Source organism: Kitasatospora arboriphila, from assembly GCF_039528095.1.
In the GTDB taxonomy this organism is placed as follows: domain Bacteria; phylum Actinomycetota; class Actinomycetes; order Streptomycetales; family Streptomycetaceae; genus Kitasatospora; species Kitasatospora arboriphila.
Genome location: NZ_BAAALD010000008.1, coordinates 80998 through 96158, shown reverse-complemented (window position 1 = coordinate 96158; position 15161 = coordinate 80998). Strand labels below are relative to the sequence as shown.

Annotated in this window: 15 protein-coding genes and 1 riboswitch; of the genes, 9 read left to right on the top strand and 6 right to left on the bottom strand. The window is 72.7% G+C overall.

Annotated features, from left to right (window positions below; all coding sequences use genetic code 11):
- Positions 1 to 15: 15 nt before the first annotated feature.
- The 3 genes from nagA to ABD353_RS06760 form a co-directional block, all read right to left on the bottom strand.
- On the bottom strand, positions 16 to 1191 hold the full coding sequence (nagA, locus tag ABD353_RS06770; protein WP_344622556.1) for an N-acetylglucosamine-6-phosphate deacetylase: 1176 nt from the start codon (positions 1189 to 1191) through the stop codon (positions 16 to 18).
- Positions 1188 to 2120 carry an ROK family protein gene (locus ABD353_RS06765; RefSeq protein ID WP_344622555.1) on the bottom strand — a complete coding sequence of 311 codons (933 nt, stop codon included), beginning with the start codon at positions 2118 to 2120 and terminating at the stop codon, positions 1188 to 1190. Before ABD353_RS06765 ends, nagA begins: the two co-directional genes overlap by 4 nt.
- Before the next feature lie 132 nt (positions 2121 to 2252).
- Positions 2253 to 3185 (bottom strand): SIS domain-containing protein, encoded by a 933-nt coding sequence (locus tag ABD353_RS06760; protein WP_344622554.1) that lies wholly within the window; start codon positions 3183 to 3185, stop codon positions 2253 to 2255.
- 224 nt (positions 3186 to 3409) lie between these two features.
- Here ABD353_RS06760 and ABD353_RS06755 point away from each other — a divergent pair, with 224 nt between their 5' ends.
- Both ABD353_RS06755 and ABD353_RS06750 read left to right on the top strand, forming a co-directional pair.
- On the top strand, positions 3410 to 4204 hold the full coding sequence (locus ABD353_RS06755) for a DeoR/GlpR family DNA-binding transcription regulator (RefSeq protein ID WP_344622553.1): 795 nt from the start codon (positions 3410 to 3412) through the stop codon (positions 4202 to 4204).
- Positions 4205 to 4358: 154 nt separating this feature from the next.
- Positions 4359 to 5651, top strand: a complete 1293-nt coding sequence (locus tag ABD353_RS06750) for an extracellular solute-binding protein (RefSeq protein WP_344622552.1) — start codon at positions 4359 to 4361, stop codon at positions 5649 to 5651.
- A 31-nt stretch (positions 5652 to 5682) separates the two neighbouring features.
- On the opposite strand, the gene ABD353_RS06745 is transcribed toward ABD353_RS06750, so the two are convergent.
- Complete coding sequence (locus ABD353_RS06745) at positions 5683 to 6024, bottom strand: cupin domain-containing protein (RefSeq protein ID WP_344622551.1); 342 nt, start codon at positions 6022 to 6024, stop codon at positions 5683 to 5685.
- Between the two features lie 93 nt (positions 6025 to 6117).
- Here ABD353_RS06745 and ABD353_RS06740 point away from each other — a divergent pair, with 93 nt between their 5' ends.
- Positions 6118 to 6345 carry a DUF3263 domain-containing protein gene (locus tag ABD353_RS06740; protein WP_030268825.1) on the top strand — a complete coding sequence of 76 codons (228 nt, stop codon included), beginning with the start codon at positions 6118 to 6120 and terminating at the stop codon, positions 6343 to 6345.
- Positions 6346 to 6382: 37 nt separating this feature from the next.
- Complete coding sequence (otsB, locus tag ABD353_RS06735) at positions 6383 to 7234, top strand: trehalose-phosphatase (RefSeq protein ID WP_344622550.1); 852 nt, start codon at positions 6383 to 6385, stop codon at positions 7232 to 7234.
- A gap of 53 nt (positions 7235 to 7287) precedes the next feature.
- On the opposite strand, the gene ABD353_RS06730 is transcribed toward otsB, so the two are convergent.
- Positions 7288 to 8757 (bottom strand): alpha,alpha-trehalose-phosphate synthase (UDP-forming), encoded by a 1470-nt coding sequence (locus ABD353_RS06730; RefSeq protein ID WP_344622549.1) that lies wholly within the window; start codon positions 8755 to 8757, stop codon positions 7288 to 7290.
- 60 nt (positions 8758 to 8817) lie between these two features.
- A complete protein-coding gene (locus tag ABD353_RS06725) occupies positions 8818 to 9822 on the bottom strand; it encodes a glucosyl-3-phosphoglycerate synthase (RefSeq protein ID WP_344622548.1) in 1005 nt (334 codons plus the stop codon).
- A gap of 137 nt (positions 9823 to 9959) precedes the next feature.
- Positions 9960 to 10093: riboswitch (SAM riboswitch) on the top strand.
- Positions 10094 to 10110: 17 nt separating this feature from the next.
- Between ABD353_RS06725 and thrC the strand changes: the two genes are divergently transcribed.
- The 5 genes from thrC (at position 10111) to ABD353_RS06700 (ending at position 15161) form a co-directional block, all read left to right on the top strand.
- A complete protein-coding gene (thrC, locus tag ABD353_RS06720; RefSeq protein WP_344622547.1) occupies positions 10111 to 11388 on the top strand; it encodes a threonine synthase in 1278 nt (425 codons plus the stop codon).
- 30 nt (positions 11389 to 11418) lie between these two features.
- Positions 11419 to 11724 (top strand): MoaD/ThiS family protein, encoded by a 306-nt coding sequence (locus ABD353_RS06715; protein WP_344622546.1) that lies wholly within the window; start codon positions 11419 to 11421, stop codon positions 11722 to 11724.
- A 518-nt stretch (positions 11725 to 12242) separates the two neighbouring features.
- A complete protein-coding gene (locus ABD353_RS06710) occupies positions 12243 to 12449 on the top strand; it encodes a cold-shock protein (RefSeq protein ID WP_030235075.1) in 207 nt (68 codons plus the stop codon).
- A gap of 318 nt (positions 12450 to 12767) precedes the next feature.
- Positions 12768 to 14390, top strand: a complete 1623-nt coding sequence (gene groL, locus ABD353_RS06705; RefSeq protein WP_030268836.1) for a chaperonin GroEL — start codon at positions 12768 to 12770, stop codon at positions 14388 to 14390.
- Positions 14391 to 14579: 189 nt separating this feature from the next.
- Positions 14580 to 15161, top strand: coding sequence for a Uma2 family endonuclease (locus tag ABD353_RS06700; protein ID WP_425555088.1), 582 nt, complete (start codon positions 14580 to 14582; stop codon positions 15159 to 15161).

Sequence of the window (15161 nt, the reverse complement as noted above, 5' to 3'; positions counted from 1 at the left end):
CGGTGGGACGGGGGATCAGACCGAGGAGACGGTCCTGGCGAGGCGGTCCGCGCCGGTGATCCACTCGCCGCGGCGCATCACCGCGACGAGGTCGTACGTGAGCGAGTCGAGGACGACGAGGTCGGCGTACTTGCCGGTCTCCAGCGACCCGACCGAGTCCGCCAGGCCGAGCAGCCGGGCCGGAACGGTGGACAGGGACTCGACGGCCTGGCCGAGGCTCAGGCCGTTGACGGTGACGGAGCGCCGGAACGCCACGTCGAGGGTGAGGGTGGAGCCGGCGATGGAGCCGCCCTCGACCAGCCGCGCGACCCCGTTCTCCACCCGGACCTCCAGCGGCCCGAGCGGGTAGAGGCCGTCGCCCATGCCGGCCGCGCCCATCGCGTCGGTGATCAGCGCGACCCGGCCGGAGCCGGCGGTGCCGTAGGCGAGGTCCAGCACCGAGGGGTGCAGGTGGACGCCGTCGTTGATCAGCTCGACGGTGACCCGCTCGTCCTCCAGCAGGGCGACGATCGGGCCGGGGGCGCGGTGGCCGATGGCGGGCATCGCGTTGAAGAGGTGGGTGGCGACGGTCGCGCCCGCCTCGATGGCCTCCAGGGTCTTCGCGTAGTCGGAGTCGGTGTGGCCGACCGCGGCGATCACGCCGAGGTCCGCGAGCATCCGCACGGACTCCAGACCGCCGGGCAGCTCCGGGGCCAGGGTGACCATGCGGGCGGTGCCGCGGGCGGCGTCCACTACCTTGCGGACGACCGCCGGGTCCGGGTCGCGCAGCAGCGCCGGGTCGTGCGCGCCGCAGCGGCCCGGCGAGATGAACGGGCCCTCGAAGTGCACGCCGGCCAGCACGCCGTCCTCGACCAGCTCGGAGAGGACGGCCGCCTGCCGGCAGACCTCGTCGATCTCGCCGGTGACGGTGGAGGCGACCGTGGTGGTGGTGCCGTGCGCCAGGTGGGTGCGCGCCGCGACGAGCGCCTGCTCGGCGTCGCCGGCGGCGTACGAGGCGCCGCCGCCGCCGTGCACGTGCAGGTCGACGAAGCCGGGGACGACCGTGTACCCGGTGAGGTCGACGTCGGCGAGGTCCGGCTCGCCGCCCAGGGCCGCGATGCGCGGGCCCTCGACGGTGATCCGGCCGTTCTCGACGACGCCGCCGGGGAGGACGAGTCGGGCGCCGGCCAGGGCAATGCGGTCCGCGGTCACGCGGTCACCTCCGTGGAGAGCAGGTCCCAGGCGAGCAGACCCGCTCCCAGGGAAGCGGCGGTGTCTCTGAGTTCGGCCGGGACGACCACGGGGGGCATCTGGAAGGTCAGCCGCTCGGAGACCGCCGTACGCAGCGGTGTGAAGAGCGTGTCACCGGCCTCGGCCAGCCCGCCGCCGACGATCACCGTGGACGGGTCGAGCAGGCTCTGCGCCAGCACAATGCCGTCCGCGAGGGCGTCCACGGCGGTCCGCCAGACCTCGGCCGCCCGCGGGTCACCGGCCTCGACGGCGGCCGCGCAGGCCGCCGCGTCCGCGTCCGGGTCGCCGCAGGCGTCGGCCCAGGCCCGGGAGACCGCGGAGGCCGAGGCCAGGGTCTCCAGGCAGCCGCGGGCGCCGCAGCCGCAGGCCGGTCCGCCGGGGCGGACCACCACGTGGCCGATCTCGCCGCCGTAGCCGTGCGCGCCCGCCTCGATCCGGCCGTCGATGCCGATGGCGCCGGCGATGCCGGTGCCCAGCGCGACGAACAGGAAGCGGTCCACGCCGCGGCCGGCGCCGATCCGCCCCTCGGCCAGTCCGCCCGTGCGGACGTCGTGGCCGAGGGCGACGGGCAGGCCGCCGAGCCGCTCGCCGAGCAGCTTGCGCAGCGGCAGGTCGCGCCAGCCGAGGTTGGCGGAGAAGACCGCGATCCCGTTCTTCTCGTCGATCGTCCCCGGCACCGCGACACCGGCGGCGACGGGAGCGCTCCCGAGACGGGTGCGGCCCTCGTCCGCCAGTTCGGCGGCGAAGTCGAGGATGGCGGTGACGACGGCGTCCGTGCCGTGCTCCCGCCCGGTCGGCCTCCGTGCTTCGAGCAGCACTGAGCCGTCCTGGGCGAGCAGCGCGGCTTTCATGCCGGTGCCGCCCACATCGAGTGCGATGACGTGCTTCACGGGGGACAGTCTCCCTTGAGCCGGTCCGAGAGGTCTAGTCCAGTTGCGTGATTGGTCTGGTCCATGACGGTGACGTTTGTCGCCATTGCGCCGCAGCTGAGAGGTTTGCTCCTTCCCGGCCCACCACCCTTCTCATGCCCCGTCCGGGGCCAGTACCACCGACCGGGTCAGGTTCCGGGGCCGGTCCGGGTCCAGCCCGCGGGCCGCGGCGACCGCCAGGGCGAGGCGCTGCGCCCGGACGAGGTCGGCCATCGGGTCGATGCCGTCCGGCCCCGAGCCGGCCACCAGCAGCGCACCGGTCGCGCCGACCTGCGCGGCCAGCCCGGCGGGCAGCGTGCCGAAGGCGACCACCGCGCGGCCGGGTGCGGCGATGCTGATCGGCCCGTGCCGGTACTCCATCGCCGGGTAGGCCTCCGTCCAGGAGAGCGAGGCCTCGCGCATCTTGAGCGCCGCCTCCTGGGCCAGGCCGGCCGTCCAGCCGGTGCCGAGGAAGGAGAACTGCTCGCAGCCGACCAGCCCCGCCGGCAGTGCGTCCTCGACCGCGGCGCGGGCGTCCTCGGCGGCGCGGGCCACCGTGCGGACCCCGGCGGGCAGCGCGCCCTCGGTCTCCAGGTGGGCCCGGAGCAGCGCCAGGGCCGTGGTGGCGAACCGGGTCTGCACCACCGAACGCTCGTCGGCGAAGCCGAGGTCGACCACGGCCCCGGCGAGCGCGGTGACCGGCTGCGAGGTGTCCGCGGTGATCGCGGTGGTCGGCGCCTTCGCCTGCCGGAGCAGGTCCAGCACCTCGGTGGTGGTGCCGGAGCGGGTGATCGCCAGCACCCGGTCGTAGCCGCGGCCGGCGGGGAACTCGGAGGCGGCGAAGGCGTCCGTCTCGCCGTGGCCGCCGGCCTCGCGCAGCGCGGCGTACGCCTGGGCCATGAACCAGGACGTGCCGCAGCCGACCACGGCCACCCGCTCCCCGCGCTGCGGCAGTGCGGTGGACGACTCGGCGGCCAGGGCCGCCGCCGTGCGCCAGTCGGCGGGCTGGGTGGCCAGCTCCTCGGCGGTGAGGGAGGGCAGGGGCATGGGGCGGCTCCTCGGGCAGATGCGCCGGATCGGACAGGAACTGCAGGAACTGCGTGAAGATGATTGATTTATAGCCCTTTCGCGCAGCAATGTGCAACGGTGCGCGCCGCGGAGCGGCGGAAACCGGCCGCCGACCGGGCGCGCCGCACCACCGGTGTGCAAAGCTGTGCAGGCTTCGCGCAGGTGCGCGCAGCGGTCGGACGTGGTCGGGAGGGCGGCGCGGGGTGTCCAGGTACGAGCGGTGGAACGCACTGCTGGAGCTGCTGGCCGAGCACGGACGGCTGGAGGTCGAGGAGGCCGCCGAGGCCCTGCAGGTCTCCGCCGCGACCATCCGCCGCGACCTCGACCAGCTCGCCCGCCAGCAGATGGTCACCCGCACCCGCGGCGGCGCCGTCGCCCACCACGTCTCCTACGACCTGCCGCTGCGCTACAAGACCGCCCGGCACGCCGACGCCAAGCAGCGGATCGGCGCCGCGGTCGCGGGCCTGGTCGCCCCCGGCGAGGTGGTCGGCCTGAACGGCGGCACCACCACCACCGAGGTCGCCCGGGCGCTCGCCGTCCGGCCCGAGCTCACCGAATCCCCCGAGGGCGGCGCCGGCCAGGGCCTCACCGTGGTCACCAACGCGCTCAACATCGCCAACGAGCTGACCGTCCGCCCGCAGGTCAAGATCGTGGTCACCGGCGGCGTCGCCCGGCCGCAGTCCTACGAGCTGATCGGCCCGCTGGCCGGCCTGATGCTCGCCGAACTCGCCCTGGACGTCACGGTGCTGGGCGTCGACGCGATCGACGTCGAGCACGGCGCGACCGCCCACCACGAGGGCGAGGCCGGGGTGAACCGGCTGCTCGCCGAGCGCGCCCGCCGGGTCGTCGTCGCCGCGGACTCCTCCAAGCTCGGCCGCCGCGCCTTCGCCCGGATCTGCGGCCTGGACGCGATCGACACCCTGGTCACCGACTCCGGTGCCGACCAGGAGCTGACGCGGGCCTTCACGGAGGCCGGCGTCCAGGTGGTCACCGTCTGAACGCGCGGCCGGACTGTCCGGATTCGCCCGGTTCCGATTGCAGCCGGTGCAACGACGTCTGACACTTCGATAACTACCGCGCGAACAGGTCTGGACCACATGTGCGGGTGCTTGGGAGGGTGGCGCAGCTTCCCCTCCCGAAGGCGGTCCCCGCGTGAACACCCTCACCCGCACGAACCCGCTCCGCGCCGGTCGCGTCCTGGCGCCCGCACTCGTCCTCGTCCTCGCCACCGGGTGCGGCGCCTTCGGCTCCGGCGACGCCGGCGGCGACGTCACGCTGCGCCTGGTCGCCGCCGACTACGGCGACAGCGAGGCCAACAGCACCTCGCGCTTCTGGGGCGACGTGATCGGCCGCTTCGAGGAGGCCAACCCCGGCATCAAGGTCGAACTCGACCTGCAGAGCTGGAACGACATCGACAAGCGGGTCGCGAGCCTGATCGCCTCCGGCCGCACCCCGGACCTCGTGCAGACCGGCGGCTTCGCCGACCAGGTCGCCGCCGACCGGCTCTACCCCGCCACCGACGTCCTCTCCATCGACACCCAGGCCGGCATGATCGACGCGTTCTCCCGCGCCGGCCAGGTGCTCGGCAGCCAGTACGGCATCCCGTTCGTCGCCTCGACCCGGGTCTTCTTCTACAACAAGACCGTCTTCGCCAAGGCCGGCATCACCGCCCCGCCCACCACCTGGGACGAACTCCGCCGCGACGCCGAACTGATCAAGGCCAAGGTCCCCGGCGTCACCCCGTACGCGCTGCCGCTCGGACCCGAGGAGGCCCAGGCCGAATCCATGATCTGGGCCATGGGCGGGGGCGGCGGCCTCGCCGACAACGCCGGCAACTACACCTTCGACTCCCCGCAGAACCGGGCCACCTTCGCCTGGCTGCGCACCAACCTGGTCGAGAAGCACCTCACCTACGCCGAGCCGGCCGCGACCGACCGCAAGACCGCCTTCAACGACTTCGCCGCCGGCAAGGTCGCGATGCTCAACGGCCACCCCGGACTGGTCGCCAAGGCCGTCGCCGCGAAGATCGACTACGGTACGGCGGCGATCCCGCGCAAGGACGCCACCGTCAAGCCCGCCACCTTCGGCGTCGCCGACTGGATGATGGCCTTCAAGGCCAACGGCCACCGCACCGAGCTCAAGAAGTTCCTCGGGTTCCTCTACCGCACCGACAACCAGCTCGCCTTCGACGAGCAGTACAACCTGCTGCCCGTCACCCAGGAGACCCGCACCGCGATGACCGGCAGCGGCCGCCACCGGGACCTCGCCGAATTCCTCAACGCCCTGCCGACCGCCAACTTCTACCCCTACGGCGACCCGTCCTGGGACAAGGTCAGCGGCCTGGTCAAGCAGCAGATCGGTGCCGCGGTGAAGCGCGACGGCAACGACGCGCTCGCCGCCCTGCAGGCCGCCGCGGCCACCGAGGCGGGCCGCAGCCACCGCTGAGGGCCGGCCGCGGCCCCGGCCGGAGCCGGCCTCAGGGCAGGGTGATCGCGTACGCCTTGCGGAGCGTCTCGTGCACCGTCCAGGTGGTGCGGTCGCCCGCGTGCAGCACGGCCGCGTCGCCCGGACCCACCTCCAGGACGGGGCCGCCCTCGACCTCGATCGTCGCCCGGCCGCTCACCACCACGAACAGCTCGTCCGCCTCGGTGTCGGTCACCGTGCCCGGCGTGATCTGCCACAGGCCGCGCAGCTGCCGGCCGTCCGGCGAGGACCACAGCACCCTCCCGGTCACCTCGGGCGTGCCGGCGACGATCTGGTCGGGGTCGAGCGGCTCGGGTTCGAGCTCGGCGTCGGGGACGTGCAGTGCGAAGGTCATGGACCGACGCTAGCCCGGCCCGGCCCCGGCCCGGGCGGGCAGAGTGTGTCGCACCGGGCGGGCAGAATGACACCTCGTAAGAGGAGGTGGACGATGGCCGCCCTGACCGAGCGGGACCGCGCGGTGCTCGCCCTGGAGGCCCGGCCCTGGCGCACGGCCGGCGCCAAGGAACGGGCGATCCGCGCCGAGCTCGACATCTCCGCGACCCGCTACTACCAGCTGCTCAACGCCCTGCTGGACAACCCGGAGGCGCTGGCCGCCGACCCGGTGCTGGTCAACCGGCTGCGCCGGATCCGCGAACGGCGGCGCGCCGAACGCTGACGGTGTCCGGCGCCCGAGCCTGGGTACCGTCCCGGACATGGGCATTCCTGAGCAGTTCACTCCGAGCACGGCCGCCGGGCGGGACGGCCTGGCGGCGCTGCTGGCCGCACCCGGCGAGGCCGTGGTGGCCCTCGACTTCGACGGCACCCTGGCGCCGATCGTCGCCGACCCCACCGCCGCCCGCGCCCACCCCCGGGCCGCCGCCGTGCTCTCCGCGCTCGCACCCCGGGTCGGCGCCGTCGCCGTGGTCACCGGCCGGCCCGCCGCCGACGCGGTGGCCTACGGCGGCTTCGACGGCGTCCCCGGACTGGAGCACCTGACCGTCCTCGGGCAGTACGGCGCCGAGCGCTGGGACGCGCACACCGGGGCGCTCACCGCCCCCGAACCGCCGGCCGGCGTGGCCGCGGCCCGCGCCGAGCTGCCCGCCCTGCTGGCCCGCGAAGGCGCCCCCGAGGGCACCTGGACGGAGGACAAGGGCCGCGCGCTCGCCGTGCACACCCGCCGCACCGCCGAACCGCAGCCCGCGATGGACCGGCTGCGCACCCCGCTGGCCGCGTTCGCGGCCGCGCACGGACTGGTCGTCGAACCCGGCCGGTTCGTCCTGGAACTGCGGCCGCCCGGCGTCGACAAGGGCGCCGCCCTGGAGGGGTTCCTCGCCGAGCACGCGGCCCGCGCGGTGCTCTACGCCGGCGACGACCTGGGCGACCTCGCCGCCTTCGCCGCCGTCGAGAAGCGCCGCGGCGAGGGCCTGCCCGGTCTGCTGGTGTGCAGCGGGCCGACCACCGGGGAGGCGCCCGTGCGGGAGCTCGCCGACCGGGCGGACCTGGTCGTCCCGGGCCCGGCCGGCCTGGTCGACCTGCTCGCGGCCCTCGCCGCGGAACTGGGCTGAACCTCGGAGGCGCCCCCGGCGCCCCTCATGGCGCGCCCCTCGTGGGTTGCCTCTCAGCCGAGGGCGTCGAGCTGGTCGAGGAACCACTGCTGCGGGGGCAGGGCGGTGGCCGCGGCGGCGAGCCGCTTGGTGCGGTCGGTGCGTTCCTCCGCGGGCATGGTCAGCCCCCGGTGGAGCGCCTCCGCGGTGGCGATCACGTCGTACGGGTTGACGGTGATCGAGTCCTCGGCGAGCTCGGCGAAGGCACCGGCCTCCCGGGACAGCACCAGCGCGCAGCCCGCGTCGGAGACCACCGGGACCTCCTTGGCGACCAGGTTCATGCCGTCCCGGATCGGGTTGACCAGGGCGACGTCGGCCAGCCGGTAGGCGGCCAGCGACCGCGGGAAGTCGTCGTTGACGTGCAGGATCAGCGGCTGCCAGTCGGGGGTGGCGAACTCGTCGTTGATCTCGCGGGCGATCCGCTGCACCGCCGCGGTGTACTCCCGGTACTCGGGCAGGTCGTGCCGGGACGGGTAGGCGAAGGCGATGTGCACCACCCGGTCCAGCCACTCGGGGCGGCTGCGCAGCAGGTGCCGGTAGGCGAGCAGACCGCGGACGATGTTCTTGCTGAGTTCGGTGCGGTCGACCCGGACGATCGTCCTCCGGTCGCCCACCGCCTCGCGCAGGGCGGCCAGCCGGGCGTCCACGTCCGGCCGGTGCGCGCGTTCGCGCAGGAAGTCGGCGTCGGCGCCGAGCCCGTGCACGCCGAGCCGGGTGGTGCGCCCGGCGTGGGTGACGGTGCGGGCCGCGCGGTCCACCTCGGCGCCGAGCACGGCCTCGCAGCAGTCGGCGAAGGCGAGTGCCCAGCGTTCGGTGAGGAAGCCGGCCCGGTCGGCCCCGAGGATGCCGGTGAGCACCTCGGCGGCGACGTCGTCGGGCAACAGCCGGTAGTACTCGGGCGGGGCCCACGGGGTGTGCGAGAAGTGCCCGATCCGCAGGTCGGGGCGGAGCGTGCGGAGCAGCGCCGGGGCGAGCGACAGGTGGTAGTCCTGCACCAGCACGGCGGCGCCCGGTGCGGCCTCGGCGGCGAGCGCCTCGGCGAAGGCGGTGTTGTACGCGGTGTAGGACTCCCACTCGCGGCGGAACCGGTCGTCGAAGACCGGCGAGACCGGGGTGTCGTACAGCAGGTGGTGGACGAACCACAGGGTGGAGTTGGCGATGCCGTTGTAGGCGCGGGCGAAGGTGCCGGGCTCGATGTCCAGCATCCGGACGGCCTGTCCGCCGACGTCGTGGCCGGCGAGGTCGAGCCGGCCGTCCGGCGCCTGCCGGGCGGCCGTCCGGTCGGCGTCGCCGAGGGCGGCGCAGACCCAGACCGCCGAGGGGTCGTCGATCGCGGAGAGCCCGGACACCAGGCCGCCGCCGCCTCTCTTCAGGGTGAGCGCACCGTCGTCCCCGCTGCTGAAGGACACCGGGCCGCGGTTCGAGGCCACCAGGACGGGGGCGGCGCCGGACTGCTGCGTACGTTCGAACGCGAGATCGGCCATATCCCCTAGCTTGCCGCGCGACCGGTCCGGCAAACCATCCGGCGGCCCCGCGGGCCCCGCTCAGCGCGCGGTGTACTCCGGCACCGTGCGCATCGGCGGGCGCTCCAGCGCGGTCACCTCGTGGGTGTGGGCGGTGAAGCCCCGGGTGCCCGGGTCGCGGCTGAACTGGGTGATCAGCGGGTGCACGAGGTCCTCGCCAGCCTTCAGCCGGTGGGTGCGGTCGAGCCGTTCCAGGGCCGTCCGGTAGATCGTGGCGGCCATCCGACCGAGCGCCTGGCCGTCCTGGTGGCGGTGGTGCCGGACACCCACGTCGACCTGGGCCAGCGCGTCCAGCCCGACCTCCTCCAGGGCGTCCACCAGCAGGCCGAGCTCCACCCCGTACCCGGTCGGGAAGGGCAGTCGTTCCAGCAGGGTGCGGCGGGCCGCGTACTCGCCGCCGAGCGGCTGGACGAAGCCGGACAGCTGTGGCCAGTGCAGGTTGATCAGCGGCCGGGCGACGAGCTCGGTGACCCGTCCGCCGCCGGCCGGCACCACCGCGCCCTCGGTCTCCAGCGGCCGGTCGTACATCGCCTTGACCAGCTGCAGCGAGGGGTCGGTGAGCAGCGGGCCGACGATCCCGGTGACGAAGGCCGGGTCGAACTCGCGCAGGTCGGCGTCGACGAAGCAGACGATCGCGCCGGACGTCGCCAGCAGCGACCGCCAGAGCACCTCGCCCTTGCCGGGGGCAGCCGGCAGCCGGGGCAGGATGTCGTCGCGGTGGACCACCCGGGCGCCCGCCGTCCGGGCGGTCTCCGCCGTCCGGTCGACCGAGCCGGAGTCGACCACCACCAGCTCGTCGACCAGCGGGTGACGTTCCATCAACTCGCGGCGGACGGTGGCGACGATCTCCCCGACGGTGGGTTCCTCGTCGAGGGCGGGCAGCACCACGCTGACCGTTCCGGCGCTCCCCGCCGCCCGCTTGGCGGCGAGCAGCCGCTCCACCGGGTAGTCCGCCGCCGCCCAGGAGCGGCGACGCAGCCAGGACGCGACCTCGGGGAGGACGTCGGGACGGGGCTGCTCGGTCACGGTCTCGCTCCTCGTAACTTCCATCTCGCGGATCGGACGCCGCCTTTCGGCGCCGGGGCCTTCGGATACAGTCTTCGTACTGCGGTCGAGCCTTCGCACGCCGGGGTCACCGCAGCGAACAACACACAACTTCACAGAGCTCATCCAGAGGGACTGAGGGAACGGCCCGTCGACGTCCCGGCAACCTTCTCGCAGCGGCGGTCGCAGGCCTCCCGCGGGACAGGTGCCAATTCCGGCCTGTGGCGCAACCGCGCCGCGGGGAAGATGAGGAGAGAGGCCTCCGCCACCATGGCTACCGCTACCCCTGCATCCGCTGCCACCGTCGACCTCGGTCCGGCCGCAGCGCTTTCCTGTCGCGAGTGCGGCACCCGCTTCCCGCTCGGCCCGAGCTTCGCGTGCCTGGAGTGCTTCGGCCCGCTGGAGATCGCCTACGACTTCGGCGGCTACGACGCCGCGGAGCTCCGCAAGCGCATCGAGGCCGGCCCGGCCAGCATCTGGCGCTACGCCCCGCTGCTGCCGGTGCCCGCCGACGTGGCCGGCAAGCCCAACCTCAACCCCGGCTGGACCCCGCTGGTCAAGGCGGACAACCTGGGCCGCGAGCTCGGCTTCACCGCCCAGCTGCACGTCAAGGACGACTCCGGCAACCCCACGCACTCCTTCAAGGACCGCGTGGTGGCCTGTGCGATCGAGGCCGCCCGCGCCTTCGACTTCACCACGCTCTCCTGCTCCTCCACCGGCAACCTGGCCGGCGCGGTCGGTGCCGCCGCCGCCCGGGCCGGGTTCAAGTCCTGCGTGTTCATCCCGCACGACCTGGAGCAGGGCAAGATCGTCATGGCCGGTGTGTACGGTGGCGCCCTGGTCGGCATCGACGGCAACTACGACGACGTGAACCGCTTCTGCTCCGAGCTGATCGGCGACCCGGCCGGCGAGGGCTGGGGCTTCGTCAACGTCAACCTCCGCCCGTACTACGGCGAGGGCTCCAAGACGCTGGCCTACGAGATCTGCGAGCAGCTCGGCTGGCGGCTGCCGGAGCAGATCGTGATCCCGATCGCCTCGGGCTCCCAGCTCACCAAGATCGACAAGGGCCTGCAGGAGCTGATCAAGCTCGGCCTGGTCGAGGACCGGCCGTACAAGGTCTTCGGCGCCCAGGCCGAGGGCTGCTCCCCGGTGTCCGCCGCCTTCAAGGCCGGCCACGACGTGATCCGGCCGGTGAAGCCGAACACCATCGCCAAGTCGCTGGCGATCGGCAACCCGGCCGACGGCCCGTACGTGCTCGACATCGCCCGCCGCACCGGCGGCGCGGTCGAGGACGTCACCGACGCCGAGGTGGTGGCCGCCATCAAGCTGCTGGCGCGCACCGAGGGCATCTTCGCGGAGACCGCGGGCGGCGTGACCGTCGGCGTCCTCAAGAAGCTGGTCGAGACCGGGCAGTTGGACCCGTCGAAGGAGACCGTCGCCATCAACACCGGTGACGGCCTGAAGACCCTCGACGCGGTCGCCGACGCCGGACTGACCGCCACCATCCGTCCGACGCTGGAGTCCTTCCGCGCCGCCGGCCTCGCCTGAGCAGCCCACCCCTTCCGCCAAGGAGCACCCATGAGCGCCACCGTCCGCATCCCGACCATCCTGCGCACCTACACCGGCGGTGCGGCCGAGGTCACCGCCGAGGGCGACACCCTGGCCGCCGTCGTCGCGGACCTGGAGCAGAACCACACCGGCATCTCCGCGCGCATCCTGGACGACGCCGGCAAGCTCCGTCGGTTCGTGAACGTCTACGTGAACGACGACGACGTCCGCTTCGCCGAGGGCCTGGAGACCGCGATCAAGGACGGCGCCACGGTGTCGATCATCCCCGCGGTGGCCGGCGGCTCTCGCCGTGCCGGGTGCAATTCGACCGCCTGACGGGGAGTAGAGTTCGGGGCGGTGGCAGTACTCCCCTCCGCGCCGCCCGCCCTGATCAGCGCCAATACCCGGAATTGCGCGCCTAGGCCCGGCCGGTCGGATCGTGTGCGCAAGGCTCCGGAACGGGTCGCGGGGACGTCCGCCCGCTGAGACGGGCCGCGGACGGCGCGGGGACGAACCTGTCAGGCAAGTGTCAGAATTCATGCGGCTATATGTCGTTTTCTGCCCGTTATGTCCGGCGTGAAATGCCGAGATCTGCGGCCTTCATCCCGTCATATCCCTTGTCATGGCTGCCGATTTCCCCGAAGTTGGGCCTGTTGCACAGGGCTCCTGTCCGGATACATTCAGCCGCGGTCGACGCATTCACCCGTCCGCCGGGCCCGCGAAGGGCCTCGGGCGGTGGTCTGCGGCGTGCAGGGCCGTGCCCAGGGGGGGTTCCCTCGGGCCGGCCCACCGGACCTGGGCCCGCAAAGACTGCGGACCCGTGAATGGCCAGCACAGCACAAGGGGAGTTCGGAATGGCTCAGGGCACCGTCAAGTGGTTCAACGCGGAGAAGGGCTACGGCTTCATCGCGGTCGACGGTGGTGCGGACGTGTTCGTCCACTACAGCGCGATCCAGATGGACGGCTACCGCACCCTCGAAGAGGGCCAGCGGGTCGAGTTCGAGATCTCCCAGGGGCAGAAGGGGCCGCAGGCGGACATGGTTCGTGCCGCCGCGGGCTGACCCTCGAAACCTGCGGAGCCCTCGGCTCGTCACGAGCTGGTCGGCGATTCTTCGCGACAGGCCCGTACGACACGTCGTACGGGCCTGTGCCGTGTCCGGAACCGGTGCGGCCGCGCCACGGGACACGGCGAACGGGCTTGCACTCGCCACCGGCGAGTGCTAATCATTGGCGTTAGCACTCACAGCTTGAGAGTGACAAGCGGACCGGGTCGGTGAGGCCCCGGCGAGCGGTAGGGGAAAGGACCCCCGCTCACAGGGCCGTCCGTCGCGGGCACCTCTGGTCCGAGCAGTCGACCGTGTCCCGGAGGACCACTTCAGATGGCCAAGATCATCGCTTTTGATGAGGAAGCTCGCCGCGGCCTTGAGCGCGGCATGAACCAGCTTGCCGACGCCGTCAAGGTCACGCTCGGCCCCAAGGGCCGCAACGTCGTCCTTGAGAAGAAGTGGGGCGCCCCCACGATCACCAACGACGGTGTCTCCATCGCCAAGGAGATCGAGCTCGAGGACCCGTACGAGAAGATCGGCGCGGAGCTCGTCAAGGAGGTCGCCAAGAAGACCGACGACGTCGCGGGTGACGGCACCACCACCGCCACCGTGCTCGCCCAGGCGCTCGTCCGCGAGGGTCTGCGCAACGTCGCCGCCGGCGCCAACCCGATGGCCCTGAAGCGCGGCATCGAGAAGGCCGTCACGGCCGTCTCCGACCAGCTGCTCGCCCAGGCCAAGGACGTGGAGACCAAGGAGCAGATCGCCTCCACCGCCTCCATCTCGGCCGCCGACACCCAGATCGGCGAGCTCATCGCCGAGGCGATGGACAAGGTCGGCAAGGAAGGCGTCATCACCGTCGAGGAGAGCAACACCTTCGGCCTGGAGCTCGAGCTCACCGAGGGCATGCGCTTCGACAAGGGCTACATCTCCGCGTACTTCGCCACCGACCTGGAGCGCATGGAGACCAGCTTCGAGGACCCGTACATCCTCATCGCCAACTCCAAGATCTCCTCGGTCAAGGACCTCCTCCCGCTGCTCGAGAAGGTCATGCAGAGCGGCAAGCCGCTCGTCATCATCGCCGAGGACGTCGAGGGCGAGGCCCTGTCGACCCTGGTCGTGAACAAGATCCGCGGCACCTTCAAGTCCGTCGCCGTCAAGGCTCCGGGCTTCGGCGACCGCCGCAAGGCCATGCTCGGCGACATCGCCATCCTCACCGGCGGCACGGTCATCTCCGAGGAGGTCGGCCTCAAGCTGGAGAACGCGGGCCTCGACCTGCTGGGCACCGCCCGCAAGGTGGTCATCACCAAGGACGAGACCACCATCGTCGACGGTGGCGGCGACAGCGAGCAGGTCGCCGGTCGCGTGAACCAGATCCGCGCCGAGATCGAGAACAGCGACTCGGACTACGACCGCGAGAAGCTCCAGGAGCGCCTCGCCAAGCTGGCCGGCGGCGTGGCCGTCATCAAGGCCGGCGCGGCCACCGAGGTGGAGCTCAAGGAGCGCAAGCACCGCATCGAGGACGCCGTCCGCAACGCGAAGGCCGCCGTCGAGGAGGGCATCGTCGCCGGTGGTGGCGTCGCGCTGCTGCAGGCCGCTGTCGCCTTCGACAAGCTGGAGCTGGAGGGCGACGAGGCCACCGGTGCCAACATCGTCCGCGTGGCGCTCGAGGCCCCGATCAAGCAGATCGCGACCAACGCCGGCCTCGAGGGCGGCGTCGTGGTGGAGAAGGTGCGCAACCTCCCCGCCGGCCACGGCCTGAACGCCGCCAGCAACGAGTACGTCGACCTCATCGCCGCGGGCATCATCGACCCGGCCAAGGTCACCCGCTCCGCGCTGCAGAACGCCGCCTCCATCGCGGCGCTCTTCCTCACCACCGAGGCCGTCATCGCCGACAAGCCGGAGAAGGCCTCCGCGGCCGCCGGCGGCGGCATGCCGGGCGGTGACATGGACTTCTGATCCTCCCGAGGATCGGCAAGCCCGGAACGCTCCGCGAGGGCGGTCTCCCCACACGGGGAGGCCGCCCTCGCGGCATTCCCTCCGCCACTCACTCCTTCGTGGGACGCTGGGCCCATGACCGGATGGGGCACCTCGGACGATCCGTACAGTGACGACCACGAGCGTCGAACGGGAGACAGGAGGTCGGCGGTGACTGCGATGTCGGTCGAGCCGGGGCGTCAGTGGGACTACCTGCTGAACACCTGGCTGGAGCTGGACGTCCCCGAGGGCTGGCGCGCGGAGATCGACGAGGGGGAGATCCGCTTGGTGCCGCCGCCCAACGTGGGCCACAACGTGATTGCCGGAAGGGTGCACCGGGCGCTGCTCGCGTGCCTGCCGCCGGAGGTCGGGGTCTACCAGACCCTGGGGACGGAGATCGTTCCGCTGGAGAAGCTGTACGTGCCCGACCTGGTGGTGGTCGATGATGCGCGTCTGGTGGCGCAGGAGGCGTCGATCGACGCGGCCGGTCTGCTGATGGCGGTGGAGATCACCTCGAAGCGCACCGCCCGGCTCGACCGCACGAAGAAGCTCTGGGCGTACGGTCACGCCCCCGTCCCGCTCTTCCTGCTGGTCGACCGGTTCGACGAGGAGGGGCCGACGGTCACCCTGTTCTCCGAGCCGGACCAGGGGCGGTACCAGCGGGGTGTCCGCACGCCGTTCGGGCAGCCGGTCGAGCTGCCCGAACCGTTCGGGATCGTGTTGGCGACGGAAGGCTTCCCGGCCGACAAGTGA